The organism is Sphingomonas sp. LT1P40, assembly GCF_036663835.1.
In the GTDB taxonomy this organism is placed as follows: domain Bacteria; phylum Pseudomonadota; class Alphaproteobacteria; order Sphingomonadales; family Sphingomonadaceae; genus Sphingomonas.
This window is the reverse complement of sequence record NZ_JAXOJT010000001.1, coordinates 2,247,584-2,264,116: the sequence shown is the minus strand read 5'-3', so window position 1 is coordinate 2,264,116 and position 16,533 is coordinate 2,247,584. Positions and strand designations below refer to the sequence as shown.

The 16,533-nt window shown below is 65.5% G+C and carries 15 protein-coding genes and 2 tRNA genes; 9 read left to right on the top strand and 8 right to left on the bottom strand.

Going from position 1 to position 16,533, the window contains the following annotated elements; all coding sequences use genetic code 11:
- Positions 1-7 precede the first annotated feature (7 nt).
- Positions 8-2,191 carry a M10 family metallopeptidase C-terminal domain-containing protein gene (locus U1702_RS11105; RefSeq protein WP_332724376.1) on the bottom strand — a complete coding sequence of 728 codons (2,184 nt, stop codon included), beginning with the start codon at positions 2,189-2,191 and terminating at the stop codon, positions 8-10.
- Between the two features lie 26 nt (positions 2,192-2,217).
- Here U1702_RS11105 and U1702_RS11100 point away from each other — a divergent pair, with 26 nt between their 5' ends.
- Positions 2,218-4,017, top strand: a complete 1,800-nt coding sequence (locus tag U1702_RS11100) for an ABC transporter ATP-binding protein (RefSeq protein WP_332724374.1) — start codon at positions 2,218-2,220, stop codon at positions 4,015-4,017.
- Here U1702_RS11100 and U1702_RS11095 read toward each other — a convergent pair.
- Positions 3,990-4,613: a DNA-3-methyladenine glycosylase family protein gene (locus U1702_RS11095; RefSeq protein WP_332724372.1), complete on the bottom strand. Its 624-nt coding sequence runs from the start codon at positions 4,611-4,613 to the stop codon at positions 3,990-3,992. The two genes, U1702_RS11100 and U1702_RS11095, sit on opposite strands and share 28 nt — an antisense overlap.
- 63 nt (positions 4,614-4,676) lie before the next feature.
- Here U1702_RS11095 and U1702_RS11090 point away from each other — a divergent pair, with 63 nt between their 5' ends.
- Positions 4,677-4,994: a 2Fe-2S iron-sulfur cluster-binding protein gene (locus U1702_RS11090; protein WP_332724370.1), complete on the top strand. Its 318-nt coding sequence runs from the start codon at positions 4,677-4,679 to the stop codon at positions 4,992-4,994.
- On the opposite strand, the gene U1702_RS11085 is transcribed toward U1702_RS11090, so the two are convergent.
- The gene (locus U1702_RS11085; RefSeq protein WP_332724368.1) at positions 4,991-5,770 is read right to left on the bottom strand and encodes a hypothetical protein; all 780 of its coding nucleotides are present in this window, start codon (positions 5,768-5,770) and stop codon (positions 4,991-4,993) included. The two genes, U1702_RS11090 and U1702_RS11085, sit on opposite strands and share 4 nt — an antisense overlap.
- Positions 5,771-5,797: 27 nt before the next feature.
- Positions 5,798-6,550 (bottom strand): 23S rRNA (guanosine(2251)-2'-O)-methyltransferase RlmB, encoded by a 753-nt coding sequence (gene rlmB, locus U1702_RS11080; protein ID WP_332724366.1) that lies wholly within the window; start codon positions 6,548-6,550, stop codon positions 5,798-5,800.
- A 95-nt stretch (positions 6,551-6,645) separates the two neighbouring features.
- Here rlmB and U1702_RS11075 point away from each other — a divergent pair.
- Positions 6,646-6,731, top strand: a tRNA-Tyr gene (locus U1702_RS11075).
- Positions 6,732-6,762: 31 nt separating this feature from the next.
- Here the strand turns inward: U1702_RS11075 and U1702_RS11070 are convergent.
- Together U1702_RS11070 and U1702_RS11065 are read right to left on the bottom strand one after the other, a co-directional pair.
- The gene (locus U1702_RS11070) at positions 6,763-6,996 is read right to left on the bottom strand and encodes a hypothetical protein (RefSeq protein ID WP_332724364.1); all 234 of its coding nucleotides are present in this window, start codon (positions 6,994-6,996) and stop codon (positions 6,763-6,765) included.
- Positions 6,997-7,061: 65 nt separating this feature from the next.
- Positions 7,062-7,135, bottom strand: a tRNA-Gly gene (locus tag U1702_RS11065).
- 74 nt (positions 7,136-7,209) lie between these two features.
- Between U1702_RS11065 and U1702_RS11060 the strand changes: the two genes are divergently transcribed.
- From U1702_RS11060 to U1702_RS11035, 6 genes are read left to right on the top strand one after another with little or no spacing between them, the layout of a single operon-like run.
- Complete coding sequence (locus tag U1702_RS11060; RefSeq protein ID WP_332724362.1) at positions 7,210-10,830, top strand: hydantoinase B/oxoprolinase family protein; 3,621 nt, start codon at positions 7,210-7,212, stop codon at positions 10,828-10,830.
- Positions 10,827-11,498, top strand: a complete 672-nt coding sequence (locus U1702_RS11055) for a DUF969 domain-containing protein (protein ID WP_332724360.1) — start codon at positions 10,827-10,829, stop codon at positions 11,496-11,498. The genes U1702_RS11060 and U1702_RS11055 overlap by 4 nt, the downstream gene beginning before the upstream one ends.
- Positions 11,495-12,448, top strand: a complete 954-nt coding sequence (locus U1702_RS11050; protein WP_332724358.1) for a DUF979 domain-containing protein — start codon at positions 11,495-11,497, stop codon at positions 12,446-12,448. Before U1702_RS11055 ends, U1702_RS11050 begins: the two co-directional genes overlap by 4 nt.
- Positions 12,448-13,452 carry a DUF2891 domain-containing protein gene (locus tag U1702_RS11045; protein ID WP_332724692.1) on the top strand — a complete coding sequence of 335 codons (1,005 nt, stop codon included), beginning with the start codon at positions 12,448-12,450 and terminating at the stop codon, positions 13,450-13,452. Before U1702_RS11050 ends, U1702_RS11045 begins: the two co-directional genes overlap by 1 nt.
- On the top strand, positions 13,449-13,739 hold the full coding sequence (locus U1702_RS11040) for a PqqD family peptide modification chaperone (RefSeq protein ID WP_332724356.1): 291 nt from the start codon (positions 13,449-13,451) through the stop codon (positions 13,737-13,739). Before U1702_RS11045 ends, U1702_RS11040 begins: the two co-directional genes overlap by 4 nt.
- A gap of 30 nt (positions 13,740-13,769) precedes the next feature.
- Complete coding sequence (locus U1702_RS11035; protein ID WP_332724354.1) at positions 13,770-14,168, top strand: lasso peptide biosynthesis B2 protein; 399 nt, start codon at positions 13,770-13,772, stop codon at positions 14,166-14,168.
- 88 nt (positions 14,169-14,256) lie between these two features.
- Here U1702_RS11035 and egtD read toward each other — a convergent pair whose 3' ends face one another.
- Complete coding sequence (egtD, locus tag U1702_RS11030) at positions 14,257-15,234, bottom strand: L-histidine N(alpha)-methyltransferase (protein WP_332724352.1); 978 nt, start codon at positions 15,232-15,234, stop codon at positions 14,257-14,259.
- Between the two features lies 1 nt (position 15,235).
- Positions 15,236-16,528 carry an ergothioneine biosynthesis protein EgtB gene (egtB, locus tag U1702_RS11025; protein ID WP_332724350.1) on the bottom strand — a complete coding sequence of 431 codons (1,293 nt, stop codon included), beginning with the start codon at positions 16,526-16,528 and terminating at the stop codon, positions 15,236-15,238.
- Positions 16,529-16,533: the final 5 nt, after the last annotated feature.

The following is a 16,533-nucleotide window of genomic DNA, read 5'->3' as shown; positions in this document are numbered from 1 at the left end:
AGTCCGATCAGACGAAGGGATCGGGTGGAATGGTGCCCAATTGGGTAGTCAGGACGATCACATAATCTTGATCGGCCTGATAACCGGCGACGCCATTGGCATCGACCACCAGGATGCTCTGCCCGACGAAACTTCCCGAACTGGCGTTGACCAGCACCGCCTGACCCACGCCCAACTGGCCGGCGCCCAGCAACGCGGTCAAATCGGCGTTCATCGATCCCGCCGCGACGCTGCCGCCATTGACCGTTGCCGCAATGCCGCTGACCGCGAAGTTGAAATCGAGCAGGTCGATATTGGGGTCGAACCCGCTGATCGTGTCATAGGCCGATCCGTTCGACTGGCTGACCGCGTCATAGACGAAGGTGTCGATACCGCCCACGCCACCGTTCAGCATATCGGCACCGCCGCCGCCAAAGATTCGGTCGTTGCCCAAGCTGCCGGTGATCGTGTCGCCCGCCGTGCCGCCGATGACGGTCAGGCGCCCGTCCAGCTCGCCCGCGCCGTTGATGGTCATGCCATTGGTGGTCAGCAGGCCCCAGATCGTCAAATTCTGTCCCGCCAGCACCGCGCTGTTATCGACCGTAACGTTGAATGTGTTGCGGTCGCCGACCGGTCCGGCCTGCAACGTGACGGCCTCGATCCCCTGCATCGACGCGCTGGTCAGGATGATCGTGTAATCGCCGTCCAGCGCCAGCTGATCGTTGGTGCCCGTGCCGCCGTTGACGGTGTCCGCCCCGGTAAAGCGCGAGGGGCCGAACCAGAACCCGTCATTGCCCGCGCCGCCGGTAAAGCTGTCGAGGCCCTCACCGCCATAGACGCGGAACGATCCGTCGGTTTCGAGCGCGCCGTTGAAGGTGAAGGCGTTGCCGGCCGCCAGATTGGTCCCGAAGAAGGTCAGCGTCTCGCCCGCCGCGACGTTCGCATCGACGGTCGAAACCGTATAGCCATTGCCTACACCGCCCAGCAGCGTGAATACCTCGACACCCGTGATCGATGCCGCGCCCAGCGCGATCGCGCTGCCACCGGTATAATTGCCCTGCAGTGCGACCTGATCGTTGGTGCCTGCGCCGCCATTGACGACGTCGGCGATGGTCCATGCCGCGCCGAACGAGAAACCGTCATTACCGGCCCCGCCATTGACAATGTCGTTGCCGCCATTTTGCAGGAAGAACATATTGTCGGCGTCGTTGCCGGTCATCGTCTCGTTGCCGCTGCCGCCGATCACATTCTCGATGATCGTGCCCAGCGCGATGCCGACATTGTCCTGCCATTCCCAAGTGGTCGACTGGTTGATCTGGTTCGAAATGAAGGTGTTGAAGAACGGGTCGAACTGCGCCTGCCAAAAGGCGGTCTGCTGCGCCTTGGTCCAGTAACCGATACTGGAATAGGAACCGGGGGTGAGGTCGACGATATTGTTCCGGGTGGTGGCCGACAGGTCCATCGTGTCGGTGCCGCCGGCGTCATAGATGGTGCGCACGGTGGGATCGGTCTCGACCAGGACGTGGTTGGTATTGCCGGCAAAAGTGGTCGTCTCTGCGCCATAGAGCAACTGAACGGCAGCGATGTCGATCACCATCGGCGTCGAAGCTGCGACTGCGGCGGAGGACGACTGGATCGACGTCGGAGTCGGCGCACTGAAGCTGACCACGCGGCCCGGCGAGGTATAGGACATGATCGTAAAGCGCAGATTGTCGTAAGGAGCCTCGATCACCGGCGCGCTGAAGGGGTGTTTGAGTCCGAGCGCATGGCCCAGCTCGTGCAGCAGCGTATCGAAATTGGCACCCGAACTGAAATCCTCGCCGGCATCGGTGGCGTTGATCCACACGTCGCTCACGAACGAGGTCGGCGTTTGCGATGTCGGCAGATAGGCGTAGGCGGCCGTGCCCGGATCCATGTCATAGCCGGTAAAACCGACACGGATTTCACCGCGCGTGGACGCGTCGTCGGCGACTTCCACGAAATCGGGTGCGATCAGCGCGTCCCACAGCGACAACGCGTTGCGGAACGCGTTCGCCTGCGCGGCATTAAGGATCGAATAGGCGGCATCGTCCTGCTCTTCGCCGGGGCCATAGGTCGGCCAGATGCTGAGCACGGTGGGAATGGAAAAGGTAAACTGCCCTGCGCCCAGAAAAACGCCGGTGCGTGTCATTCCGGTGCGGATCTGGGTATTTGTGAGCGTGACGGTCGGCATGGCTCGCCCCTCGGTAAAGCAAGAAGATGCAACGGACTATAGCGCGCGGCACCGTGCGCGCCAGTGGGATTGGGCGCGGTATCCGGTTGCGCTTTGCCGACGGGTCGCGGCACAAGCGTGCGATGCCGCAACCAGATTTCAGGATCATTATATTGCCGCAAAAGTCGGGCGTGTCGCGGCTCGTGACCGATTTCGCGCGACATGCCGGGGGGCGCGGCGTGCAGGCGGCGTGTCTGGTCGCTGCGGGTGCCGTTCTGGAAGGGGCGGGTTTGGCGTTGCTGGTACCGCTGGTCACCGCGATCGTGGTCCCGGCGGATTCGGCTCTCGCTGGATCGGGGCTCGGTTTCCAGTTCGGGTTGACCCTGCCAAGGCTGCTGGCCCTGTTCGTCGCGGTAATGGCCGTTCGTGCGCTGATGCTGCGCTGGCGCGACCTTGCGCTGTTCGACCTGCAGGCGAGGTTCGTCGAGTCGTTGCGAACACGGGTGATCGCGGCGCTTGCGGGCGCGTCGTGGGAGCTGCTGGTGCGGCTCGATCACGCCCGCGTCACCAGTATGATCGCCAGCGATATTCCGCGCCTGTCCACCGCGACCCATTATCTGGTGCAGGGGTCGGTGGCGGCGGCGATGGTGACGATCCAGCTGACGCTTGCCTTCGTGCTCGCGCCGCGCTTTGCCGCAGTGGCGGTCGCGGCGCTCGTTGCAGGGGGCGTCGCATGGCGGCTGGCGCGTCCGGGCACGGCCGCGCTGGGCCAGCAACTGGTGCGGGCGAACCATGCGCTGCTGGGCAGTGCGGGCGCGTTCATCGGCGGATTGAAAGCGGCGGCGGCGCAGCGCGCGAGCGGCCGCTTCGCCGCCGAGTTCGATGACGTACAACGCAATCTCACGCGCGAGCAGCGCCGTTTCACGGTGCAACAGGCCGACGCACGGACGCTGATGGCGATGGCCTCGGCACTGGCGGGTGTAGCGGTTATCGGCGGCGGGGTCGCCGCCGGACTCGCCCCCGCTGTGCTGATCGCGCTCGCGGTGATCTTCGCCCGCATGGCACCGCTGGTACAACAGCTCCAGCAGGCGACGCAGCAGCTGGTTTACAACGCGCCTGCTTATGACGCGGTGCGCGGGATCGAGGCGGAGTTTGGCGATCTGCAGCCGTCCGATAGATCCGACCCGGAGCCGGTCAACGCGGTCGGCGATATCGACCTTGTCGATGTAACCTATCGGCATCCGGGCGGCGGCGGGGTCGAGACACTTTCAATCCATATTGGGGCGGGCGAATGTGTCGGGGTCGCCGGACCGTCCGGCGGCGGAAAAACGACACTGATCGATCTGGTGGCGGGGCTGCTCGAGCCACAGCACGGGACAGTCCACGCGCCGCGCGCCGCGCTCGGCTATCTGCCGCAGGACGCGTTTCTCTTCCATGACAGCGTGCGGCGCAACGTGAGCTGGGGCGACCCGGCATTCGACGATGCCGCGATTCTGGAAGCGCTGCGCATCGCCGGTGCCGACGGGGTGGTGGCGCGCCTGGCGCAGGGTCTGGACACCATTGTGGGCGAACGCGGCGCGTTGCTGTCGGGTGGTGAGCGCCAGCGGCTGGCGATTGCCCGCGCATTGCTGCGGCGGCCGTCGCTGCTGATCCTGGACGAAGCGACCGGGGCGATCGACCCGGCGGGGGAGGCGGCGTTGCTCGCACGGCTAAAGGCGCTGACGCCGCGCCCGACGATCCTGCTGGTCGCACACCGCGCCGAAAGTCTGGCGCATTGCGACCGGGTGATCCGGGTCGAGGGCGGTGCGATCGTCTCCGATCAGATGACGTCCATATCCGCCTTGTAATGGTGCCACGCCATGATCGCCGCCGCACCACGATGCGGCCGCCACGCTTCGGCGAGGTGGCGGGTCAGTTTTTCCGACGGGCGCTCGGCATGGCCGAGGATCCGTCCGATCTCGATCTGCACGGCCAAATCGCCGGCCGGCCAGATGTCCACGCGACCCTCGGCGAACAACAGATAGATTTCCGCCGACCAGCGCCCGATGCCCTTCACCCGTATCATCTGTGCGATGGCTTCCTCGTCATCGGCGGGCAGCGCGGTCAGGTCGAGCCGACCGCTTGTTACCTCTTCCGCCAGACTGCGGGCATAGCCGGCCTTTTGCCGCGACAGCCCCGCCGCACGTAGCGTCTCGTCGGAAGCGGCGGCAACGATCACCGGATCGGTCAGGTCGCCCAGTGCCGCCGCCAGCTTGTTCCAGATTGATGCTGCTGCGGCGACGCTGACCTGCTGGCCGACGATCGTGCGCAGTAATGTTTCATAGCCCGGTTCGCGGATGCGCGGCTCGGGATAGCCGACGCGAGCGACCGCCGCCGCCATCAGCGGTTCAGTCGCGGCGATGGCATCGAGCGAGGTGCGAAGCTGGTCGGCGGTCAGACCCATGCGGCGAATCCTTGAAAACCACGCCGATCCCCGGCATGGGCGCGAAAACCTGAGGAGATGAACATGCCCAAGCTTATCGTCGTGACGCGCGAAGGTGAAGAACGCGAAGTCGAAGGCGAAGTGGGCCTGAGCGTGATGGAAGTCATTCGGGACAACGGGTTCGACGAATTGCTGGCTCTGTGCGGCGGTTGCTGCTCCTGCGCCACGTGCCATGTCCATGTCGATCCGGACTTTGCGGCCAAACTTCCGGCGATGAGCGAGGACGAGAACGACCTGCTCGACAGCTCGTCAGACCGCAATGATTTCTCGCGCCTGTCGTGCCAGATCCAGTTCACCTCCGCGCTGGACGGGTTGAAGGTGACCATCGCCGCCGAAGATTAAGGCAGCGGAGCGACCTTCACCACCGCCATCGGCGCGTCCTTGCTCAACGGGGTGGCTTTCCACGTCACGGTCTTCCGCACGCCTTCGGTCTTCGCCCCATCCTCGTTATTCTGGCTGACGATCTCACCGTCGGTGACGAGTGTGAACATGCCGTCGAGCTTGGCCTTGCTGTCGCCGCCCTTGCCCTTGGCGGGCGAATCATTGTCACCGAACGCCGGGGCCTTCAGTCGTACCTGATCGCGTCCGCGCATTTCGACGACGACGAAGGGAAAGATCACTTCCGCATCGACATTGAACGGCCACAGAAAGGCGTGGGTGAGTTTGCCGCTGATCTGGTAGTCGATCAGGAAGACGCCCTCGCCCCTATATTCGACTTTGCGGTAACCGGCCTCTTTGGTCAGCGCCTCGGCGATCGCCTTGAACTTGGCGTCCTTCTCCGCCTGTTTCTCCGCCGCATCCGTAGCGCTGTCATCCGTCATCCCGCCTTCGGTTTCGTTGCCGGCTGCATCCTCATCCTGCCACGATGCCGCGCGCAGCAGCGCCGTGGTGCTGATCTCTTTCTTGTCCTTGTCGTCGCTCTTGAAGGCGTCGCCCATCCCCTTTGCCATCTCGCCAGCGATATCGACCGCGATCACCTCACCCTGATAGCTGAAGGTAAAGCTGCGATCGGCGAGGATGGTGAGCGAGGATACGAACTTTCCCGGGCTGAATGCACAGCCGACCAACACCAGCGGCGCGATCAGCGCGAGGGCGATGCCCTTGAAACGGTCGAACATCGTAACTTCTCCCCCCGTTGGCGCTGCTCAGCGCGATAGTGCCGCGTAGAGTGCGATCGCAGCCGCGTTGGACACGTTCAGGCTCTCCACCCTGGGCGAGATCGGCAGCCGTGCCAGATCGTCGCAATGCGCGGCGGTGTTCTGACGCATGCCTTCGCCCTCGGCCCCCAGCACCAAGGCGGGGCGGGTGTCGCCCATCACCTCGGCCAGCGTGCCCTTTGCCTCGCCCGCTAGACCGATCCGCCAGAAACCCGCCTCGCCGATTTCGTCCAGCGCACGGGCCAGGTTTACGACGCGAACCCATGGCACCATTTCCAGCGCGCCCGATGCAGCGCGGGCGAGCGTGCCCGATTCGGGCGGCGTGTGGCGGTCGTGCGTTACGATCCCCAGCGCGTCGAACGCGGCGGCCGAACGCAGAATCGCGCCGACATTGTGCGGATCGGTCACATGATCGAGCACCAGCAGCGGTCGCCGGTCGTCTGCGCCCGATTCGAGCAGGTCGCCCAGCCAGATGTCGTCGAGCGGATCGACTTCGATCACGATCCCCTGATGCGGCGCGTCGGGTGGCACCAGCCGTCCCAGATCGGCGGCGTCGGCATAGGTGATCGGCAGCACCGGAGGCAGATCGAGCGCGCCCAGCGCCTCGCGCGTCCCCCATACCTTGCGCACGGTGCGTTGGGGATTGGCCAGCGCAGCGATCACGGGATGGCGACCCCAGAAACGGGGGCGGGTGGCGGATTGATTGGAGGGACGATGCCCGCGTTTTGGTCTCTGGCTCACGAATAGCGTGCTAGGCGGCGGAAAAGCGCGGCGCAAGGCGTTGACAGCCGGGGCACCCTTCGGCATTGGCCCCCACTCGCTTCGGCGTGCCGCATGGAAGGGTGGCCGAGTGGTTAAAGGCAGCAGACTGTAAATCTGCCCGCGTGAGCGTACACTGGTTCGAATCCAGTCCCTTCCACCATTTTCTCGAACGATCGTTGAATGTCTGGCCGTCAGGCCGGCTGATCGTCGTCCTGGATATGGGTGAGGCGCAGATGACGCGAGCGACCCATCAGCCAGTCCCACGCGCGTTGATGCGCCACGTTGCGGGCATGCCGTTCCCGGCGGTCGGCGATTTTTGCGATTTTTGCCTGACGCCGACGCCAGAACACAAGCAGCGCGATCGCGGCGACCAGCGGCAGCGCGATCCAGCCATAGTGAAAGAATATCTCACGCGCAGGTAGCATCGGTAACCCCCTACCCAGGAAATACCGCATCGCACCATTGTCGTAAAGATTTTTGGTTTCGGGGCTGGAGCGGGTAACGGGAATCGAACCCGTGTATTCAGCTTGGAAGGCTGCTGTACTACCATTGTACTATACCCGCGTGCACCAGAAGCCCGCGACCGGTCCGCGCGGTTGCCATAGTGAAGCGCTTGCGGTCAACCTTTTCGAGAGCGAATGCTGCCGCGTTCCGCTGGCGGGGGCGATGCGACCGGCCTATCAGGGGGTGTGACAGTCGAAATCTCCTCCGCACACTGGCATTTCTGGATCGATCGCGGGGGTACCTTCACCGATGTCGTCGCACAACGGCCCGATGGCGCACTCGAAACCGCCAAGCTGCTGTCGGAAAGCCCCGGCCACTATGACGATGCCGCGGTCGCCGCGATCCGGCGACTGACGGGCGTAAGCGAGGGATTGTTGCCACCGATGGCGGTGCGGATCGGCACCACCATCGCCACCAACGCCTTGCTGGAGCGCAAGGGCGAGCCGGTATGTCTGGCGATCACGCGCGGCTTTGGCGACGCACTGACGATCGGGACGCAGGACCGGCCCGACATTTTCGCGCGGGCGATTCGCCGTGCCCCGCCGGTGCATGATGCGGTGGTCGAGATCGATGCGCGCGTGACTGCGGCGGGCGACGTGTTGCGCGCGCCCGATCCGGACGCGGTGCGGGTCGCGCTGATCGAGGCGTTCGACAGGGGTTTTCGCGCGATCGCAATCGTGCTGATGCACGGCTATCGCTACCCGGCGCATGAAGCACTCGTGGGAGAGATCGCCCGTGATATCGGCTTTGCGCAGGTGTCGGTCAGCCATGAGGTCGGGCCGCTCATCAAGCTGATCGGGCGCGGCGATACCAGCGTTGTAGACGCCTATCTGTCGCCGGTGCTGCGCCGCTATGTCGAGGGGCTGGAGGCGGCGCTGGGCGGGCAGCCGGTGCTGTTCATGCAGTCGAATGGCGGGCTGGCACCCGGCGCGTCGTTCCGGGGCAAGGATGCGATCCTGTCAGGCCCGGCGGGCGGCATCGTCGGCATGGCGGAGACGGCGCGCGTGGCGGGGTTCGACCGCGTTGTCGGGTTCGATATGGGCGGCACGTCGACCGACGTGTCGCTGTTCGCCGGAAAATATGAGCGGGACAGCGAGACGATTGTCGCGGGCGCGCGCATCCGGGCACCGATGCTGCGGATTCACACGGTGGCGGCCGGAGGCGGGTCGATTTGCCGGTTCGAGAATGGGCGGCTGCGTGTCGGGCCGCAATCGGCGGGGGCGGTGCCGGGTCCGGCCTGCTACCGGCGCGGCGGGCCGCTGACGGTGACCGATTGCAATGCCGCGCTGGGCAAGTTGCAGCCTGCGTTTTTTCCAGCGCTTTTTGGACCTGACGGCGATGCGCCGCTCGATATTGCAGTATCGCGCGAGCGGCTTGCCGAGGTCGCGGATGCGGCGGGCCTGTCGCCCGAGGCTGCGGCGGAAGGGCTGGTGGCCATCGCGGTGGCGGACATGGCCAATGCGATCAAGTCGATATCCGTCGCACGCGGGCAGGATGTGACGCGGTTTGCGCTCGCCTGTTTCGGTGGCGCGGGCGGGCAGCATGCCTGCCTGGTCGCCGATGCACTGGGGATCGAGCGCGTGCTGATCCACCCGCTGGCGGGCGTACTGTCGGCCTATGGCATCGGGCTGGCGAAGCGGCGCGAGCTGCGCGAGCGGACATTGGGGTTGGCGTTGGACGCGGCGAACCAGCAGGTGTTCGATGCCGCCGTCGCCGAACTGTCGGACCGTGCGCGAGCTGGGCTGACGGCGCAAGGCGTCGCCGCCGAGACGGTCGAGATCGCCGCGCATCTGCGGCTGGGTGGGTCCGAGAGCACGATCGAGGTGATTGGCGACACGTTCACCGCGATGCGGGCGGCGTTCGTCGAAGGTTTTGTTGAGCGGTTCGGCTATGCGCCCGAGGGCGAGGTGGTGATCGACCGACTGGGCGCTGAGGCCGTGGCGGGCGGTGCCGAGGATGTAGCGCTGGCATCGCCGCCGGTGACCGGACAGGCGGCAGTAGCCACGGTCCGCATCTTTTCCGGCGGTGAATGGCATGACGCGCCCGTCCATCGCCGCGCGGAACTGGCGGTGGACGCGAATGTCGCGGGGCCGGCGTTGATGATCGACCCGGTGGCGACGACGGTGGTCGAACCCGGCTGGACCGCCGCGATCGATGCGGTCGGGTGCATCATGCTGTCCCGAACCAGCGCGCGTGCGCGGGCCGCCGTCGATGCTGCGGTGGACCCGGTGCGGCTGGAGATTTTCGCGGGATTGTTCATGGCGATCGCCGAGGAGATGGGCGCTGCGCTGCGCCACAGCGCGACGTCGGTCAACATCCGCGAGCGGCTCGATTTTTCGTGTGCGCTGTTCGACGCCGAGGGAAGCCTGATCGCCAATGCACCGCATATCCCGGTGCATCTGGGCTCGATGGGGGAGAGCATTCGCACTGTCCTGAACAAGCGTGGCGCGGACGGGCGCGGCATCCGGCGCGGCGACGTCTATGCGCTTAATGCGCCTTATGATGGCGGCACTCATTTGCCTGATATCACCGTGATCCAGCCGGTGTTCGCAGGGAATGGCGACACGCCCGATTTCTTCGTCGCGGCGCGCGGGCATCATGCCGATATCGGCGGGATCAGCCCTGGGTCGATGCCGCCCGACAGCCGCAGCATCGAGGAGGAAGGCGTCGTCCTCGACAATTTCCTGTTGGTCGAGAATGGACGGCTGCGTGAGGCGGCGACGCGCGCGCTACTTGGCAGCGGACGCTGGCCGGCGCGCAATATCGACCAGAATATCGCCGATCTCTCCGCCCAGATCGCCGCCTGCGCGCGCGGAGCGGGCGAGTTGCAGCGGCTGTGCGGCGAGAGCGGTGCCGATATCGTCCGCGCCTATATGGGGCATGTACAGGATCAGGCGGCGGCGGCGGTGCGGCGGCTGATCGCCGGACTCTCGGATGGCGTGTTTCGTTATGAAATGGACAATGGCGCAGCGGTCGAAGTCGCGGTGCGGGTGGATCGGGATGCGAGTACGCTGACCTTCGACTTTACGGGCACGAGCGATCAGCAACCGGACAATTTCAATGCGCCATTGTCGGTAGTCCGCGCGGCGGTGCTGTACGTCATTCGCTGTCTGGTGGACGAGCCGATCCCGCTCAACGACGGGTGTCTGCGCGCGGTCACCATCCATGTACCCGAAGCGTCGATGCTCAATCCGCGCTATCCCGCAGCGGTCGTCGCGGGCAATGTCGAGACCAGCCAGGTGGTGACCGACGCGCTGTTCGGCGCGCTCGGCGCGATGGCGGGGGCGCAGGGGACGATGAACAACTTCACCTTCGGCAACGAACGCCACCAATACTACGAGACGATCGCGGGCGGATCGGGCGCGGGGCCGGGGTTCGATGGCACGGCGGCGGTACAGACGCATATGACCAACAGCCGCCTGACTGACCCTGAAGTGCTGGAGACGCGGTTTCCGGTGCTGGTGGAGGAATTCTCGATCCGGCGAGGATCGGGCGGGGCAGGCGCGTCGCGTGGCGGCGACGGCGCGGTGCGGCGCATCCGTTTCCTCGAACCGATGCGTGCGGGCATCCTGTCCAACCGCCGCCGCGTGCCGCCGTTCGGGTTCGCGGGCGGTGAGGACGGTGCGGCGGGGGTCAACCGGATCGAGCGCGCTGACGGATCGGTCGAGGAACTGGGCGCGACGGCGTCAGTCGAGATGGAAGCCGGCGAGGTGTTCACGATCCTGACGCCCGGCGGCGGGGGGTATAACGCATGAGCTGGCTGCCGTTGCTCGGCATCCTTGTGGTGGTCATCGGTTTCGCGCTGAAGCTCAATCCGATGCTGGTGGTCACGGCCTCGGCGCTCGTCACCGGCTTGCTGGCGGGGATGGGGCCGGTCGAGGTGATCTCGGCGTTCGGCAAGGCGTTTAACGACAATCGCATCATTGCCATCGTGTGGATCGTGCTGCCGGTGATCGGGCTGCTTGAGCGCTATGGACTGCAGCAGCGGGCGCGGGCGGTGATTGGCGGGTTTCGGCGGGCGACGGCGGGGCGGCTGTTGATCCTTTACCTGTTGTATCGTCAGATCACGGCGGCGATCGGGTTGCATTCGACTGCGGGTCACCCGCAGACGGTGCGGCCTTTAGTGGCACCGATGGCACTGGCGGCGGCGGAGCAGCAGCATGGCAGCTTGAACGAGGAGGAGACCGAGACGGTTAAGGCACAGGCGGCGGCGACGGACAATGTCGGGCTGTTCTTTGGCGAAGACATCTTCTTCGCCATTGGATCGATCGTGTTGATTCAGGCGACGCTGGCGACATACGGCATCGTCCTTGCCCCGCTGGAGCTGGCGGTGTGGGCGATCCCGACGGCGATTGCCGCGTTCGCCATCCATGCGGCGCGGCTGTTGCTGCTCGACCGCCGGTTGGGGCGGGCGCGGCGATGATCGGGTTGTCGGCGCTGTATATCCTCGCTGGCTTCATGTTCTCGACATTCGCTGGGCTGAGCGCGCTCGACCGGACCAATGGCAAAAGGTTGGGCAATGCGGCGTTCTGGGGGCTAATGGCGCTGAGTTTGCTCGGCGGATCCTATATCGGCGATCTGGGCAACGGGGTGCTGGTGCTGGGCCTTGCCGGGCTGGCTGGGTTCGGGGCGATTGGGCGCGGCGATCCGCCGACGACGAGCGAAGCGGAGCGCGAGGCGTTCAGCTTGCGGTTGGGGAACCGGCTGTTCCTGCCCGCGCTCATCATCCCGGCAACCGCACTGATCGGGACCTTGCTCTACAATTACACGCCGCTGGGCAGTTCGGGGCTGATCGAGGCGAAGCGTGAGACCTATGTGCTGCTGGGCGTCGGCGTGCTGGCGGCGGTGCTGGTGCTGTTCGTGTGGTTGAGACCGCCGGCAGTGGCGCCGATGCAGGAGGGGCGGCGGCTGATCGATTCGATCGGCTGGGCGGCGGTGCTGCCACAGATGTTGGCGGCGCTGGGCGTGGTGTTCGCCGCCGCCGGGGTCGGCACGGTGATCGGCGATGCGACGCGGGCGGTGATTCCGGGGGGCAGCATATTCCTGACCGTGCTGGTGTTCGCGCTCGGTATGGCGTTGTTCACGATGATTATGGGCAATGCGTTCGCCGCATTCCCGGTGATGGCGGCGGCGATCGGCGTGCCGCTGCTGATCCGGCAATATGGCGGCGATCCGGCGGTGATCGGGGCGATCGGGATGCTCGCCGGATTCTGCGGGACGCTGATGACGCCGATGGCGGCGAACTTCAATCTGGTGCCAGCCGCCTTACTCGAACTGAAAGACCGCAACGGGGTTATCAAGGCGCAGCTGGCGACGGCGTTGCCGCTGCTGGGGGTCAATATCCTGTTGATCTGGTGGTTGGGGTTTCGGTGATGCGGCTGGATGCGGAGACGGCGGGACGGTTCGCGCGGCTGACATTGTCGCATCTGGGGCAGCAATATCCGTACAAGATGGATCATGTGCTGGCCGGGCCGGGGGATGCGCGCCCGCCGATCGAGTTTCATCCGATCTTTCACGGCAGTTTCGACTGGCATAGCTGTGTCCATGGCTGGTGGCAGGTGATGCGGATTGCGCGGCTGTTTCCGGAATTGCCCGAGGCGACTGCGATCCGGGCGCGGGCTGACGAGATGCTGGTGCCGGACAAGGTGGCGGGGGAGCGGGCCTATCTCGACCGGCCCTATTCCGCGACGTTCGAGCGGCCCTATGGCTGGGGCTGGTTGCTGGCGCTGCATGGCGAGCTGGCGCGGCATGACGGGCCATGGGCGGCGGCGCTGGAGCCGCTGGCGCTGGCGTTTGCCCAGCGGTTTAAGGCCTACTTGCCGAAGCTGACCTATCCGATCCGGGTGGGAACGCATTTCAATACCAGCTTTGCGCTGACGATGGCGCTGGAATGGGCCGAGCATCGAGATGCCGAGCTTGTCGGCTTGATCGAGGCGCGGGCGGTAAGCTGGTTCGGGGCTGACCGGGGATGTCAGGCGTGGGAGCCGGGTGGGGACGAATTCTTGTCGTCGGCGCTGAGCGAAGCGTTGTTGATGAGCCGGGTGTTGGGGCGGGCTGAGTTTGCCGACTGGTTTGCCGGGTTTCTGCCGGAAGCGGCGGCGGGGCGACCTGTGACGCTGTTTGAACCCGCTTATGTGTCCGACCGGAGCGACGGGAAGATCGCGCATCTTGATGGGCTGAATTTGAGCCGGGCGTGGTGCTGGCGAGGGATTGCGGCGGCGCTGGCACCGGGGCCGTTGACCGATTTGCTGGAGGCGACCGCGGCGGCGCATCTGGCGGCCAGCCTGCCGCATCTCGACGATCATTATATGGGCAGCCACTGGCTGGCGTCGTTCGCGTTGCTTGCGCTGGAGGCGGGCGATAGGGAGGGGACATGACCGATTCCCGACCCATAACCCGCATTTCCCGCCAGGCTGGTTTGCTCGAGGCCGAGGTCGATGGTGAGCTGGTTGGCCTGCATATCGACAATGGTACCGCCTATGGTTTCAATGGCCCGGCGACGCGGATATGGGCGTTGATCGAGGCACCGCAGACGCTGGACGAGATCTGCGCGGTGCTGACGGCGGAATATGAGGTCGATGCCGAAACCTGTGCGGCGGATGTGACCGAGGTGCTCGAAGAGCTCGAGCGCGAGGGACTGGTCGAGCTGGTCCGGGAGGGCTGAGCGATCCGATCGGCTGGCGATTTCCTGATCGTGGCGGAGGCGGCGGCGACGCTGGCGGCGGCTTCGCTGGCGATTGGCGTGCTGCGGTTCCGGCGCGTGGCGGCGATGGCGGGCGGTGACGGCACGACGCGGGCGGGCGAGCAGGCAGAACTGGTGCGGATGGGCTGGGCCGTGGAAGCGGCGGCACGCCGGGTGCCGTGGCGGACGGTGTGCTTTCAAAAGGGACTGGCGGTACACTGGATGCTGCGGCGGCGGCGGATCGCATCGACGCTGTGCTATGGCGTGCGGCAGAGCGCGGACAAGGGCGTCGAGGCGCATGTCTGGGTGGTCAGCGGCGACCGGGAGGTGATCGGTTGCGAGATCGCGGACCAGTTCGGTGAGGTTGCGCGCTTTCCCCGACGAGTTGTTCGCAGCGAAAAGTCACAATAGTCACACTGCTATCGCGTGAGAGTGAAGAGGCTGGCGATGAGAAAGAGCGGGCCGGATTCTCTCAGGCGAAATCCAACATTGCAAGAGGTTAGGGCGCGGTGGCGGGAGCTTCGGCCTTTGCGAGGTAAAGGGCGAACATGTCGTCCGGATCGGTCCATTCATCGGTGACGGTCCAGCCACCGGCTGCAAGCAGCAGGCGGGCGTCGCGCGGACCGTATTTGTGGCTGTTTTCGGTGTGGATGGTTTCGCCAGCGGTTATCGCAAACGGGCGGCCATCGACCTCGAAATCCACGTCGCGCATGGCCTCCAGATGCATCTCAATGCGGGCGAGGTCGTCGTTCCAGCGGGCGATATGGCGGAATGCGTCGAGGGGAATGTCGCCGTTCAGCTCGCGGTTGATCCGGGCGAGCAAGTTGAGGTTGAATGCGGCGGTGACACCGTGTGCGTCGTCATAGGCGGGGACCAGGATATCGGGCGATTTGATGCGGTCGATGCCGATCAGCAGCGATGCACCTTCGCCGAGCGAGTCACGCATCGCGCGTAGCATGTCGATTGCCGCGACCGGGGCCATGTTGCCGATGGTCGAGCCGGGGAAAAAGCCGAGCCGGGGAAGGCCGCCAATGCCGCGCGGCAGGTTCAGGGGTTTGAGGAAATCGCCCTCGACCGGCTGTATCGCGATATCGGGGAAAGCGGCGGCGAGGGTACGTGAGGAATCGCGCAGGAAATCGCCGGAGATATCGATCGGGACATAGGCGGCGGGGCGGACGGCGCGCAGCAGGATTGGCGTCTTGACCGAGGAACCGGAGCCGAACTCGACCACTGCGCCGCCGGTGCCGAAGGTGGTTGCGACTTCGGGGCAGACGGTTTCCAGCAGCGCGGTTTCAGTGCGGGTCGGGTAATATTCGGCCAACGCCGTGATCGCTTCGAACAGCTCCGACCCGCGCCGGTCGTAAAACCAGCGCGCGGGAACGGCGCGCGGACGCGCGCTCAGGCCGTTCAGCACATCGGCGCGGAAGGCCGGATCGGCGAGGCTGCGCTGGCCGTCTTCGATCTCCTGTTTCAGCATCTCAGAGGTCTTTCGCCAGCCGGACGCCGGTGAATTGCCAGCGTTGATGGGGGTAGAAGAAGTTGCGGTAGCTGGGGCGGACATGGCCGCGCGGCGTGGCGCAGCTGCCGCCGCGCAGGACAAACTGACCGCTCATGAACTTGCCATTATACTCGCCGACCGCGCCCTCGGCGGTGCGGAAGCCGGGATAGGGGCGATAGGCGCTGCCGGTCCATTCCCACACATCGCCAAAGAACGCCGGGCCGGAGGTCGAGGGACGCGGTTCAACCGGGCCGGCAGCGTCGAGCTGATTACCCGACAGCGGATCGTGCGCGGATGCGGCGGATTCCCATTCGGCCTCGGTCGGCAGGCGCGCACCGGCCCAGCTGGCATAGGCGTCGGCTTCATAAAAACTGACATGAGTGACCGGGGCGGCGGGGTCGATTGCGCGGCGACCGTCCAGGCCGAAGCGGGTCCACATGCCGTCGCGCTGTTCCCAATAGAGCGGAGCATCGATCGCCTGCGCCTTTACCCACGTCCAGCCGTCTGACAGCCAGTGGCGCGGGTCGGCATAGCCGCCGTCCTCGATAAACTGAATCCATTCGCCATTGGTAACGGTGCGGTCGGCGATGGCGTGGGGATGAAGCAAGGTCGCATGGCGAGGAGTCTCGCAATCGAAAGCGAAGTTGCTGAACGGTGGCGTTTCGTTTTTTGACACACTTGACGGATTTACACCATTTTCATGCGCGCCCGTCTTGCCCGTGATCCAGCCGACCGGGTCGGGGACGCCAACGGGGATTTTGGGGGCTGCGGGGAAGAGTGCGGGTTCGAGCGGGTTGTACGACATTAGGTGCAGGATATCGGTGAGCAGCAGCTCCTGATGCTGCTCCTCATGCTGGCAGCCGAGTTCGACCAGCGCGCGGGCGACGTCGGGGAAATCGGGGAGCGTGACGATCAGCGCGGCATCGACGGTGGCGCGATAAGCCAGCACTTCGTCGAGCGAGGGGCGGGTGAGCATGCCGCGACGTCCGCGCGCGTGGCGCTGACCCTCGGCCTCGTAATAGCTGTTGAACAGGAACGGGAAGCGTTCGTCGTGGAGCACATAGCCGGGAACGTGATCGCGCAGAATGAAGGTCTCGAAGAACCATGTCGTGTGCGCCAAATGCCATTTTGCGGGCGAGGCGTCGCCCATCGACTGGGCCGTGGCGTCGGCGTCGGACAGGGGCGCGGCGAGTTGCACGGACAGGTCGCGGACCCGGTGGAACCGCGCTTCAAGCGTTGAGCTACACGCGGCGGGCATCGCCTTCGTTCGCATTCTGT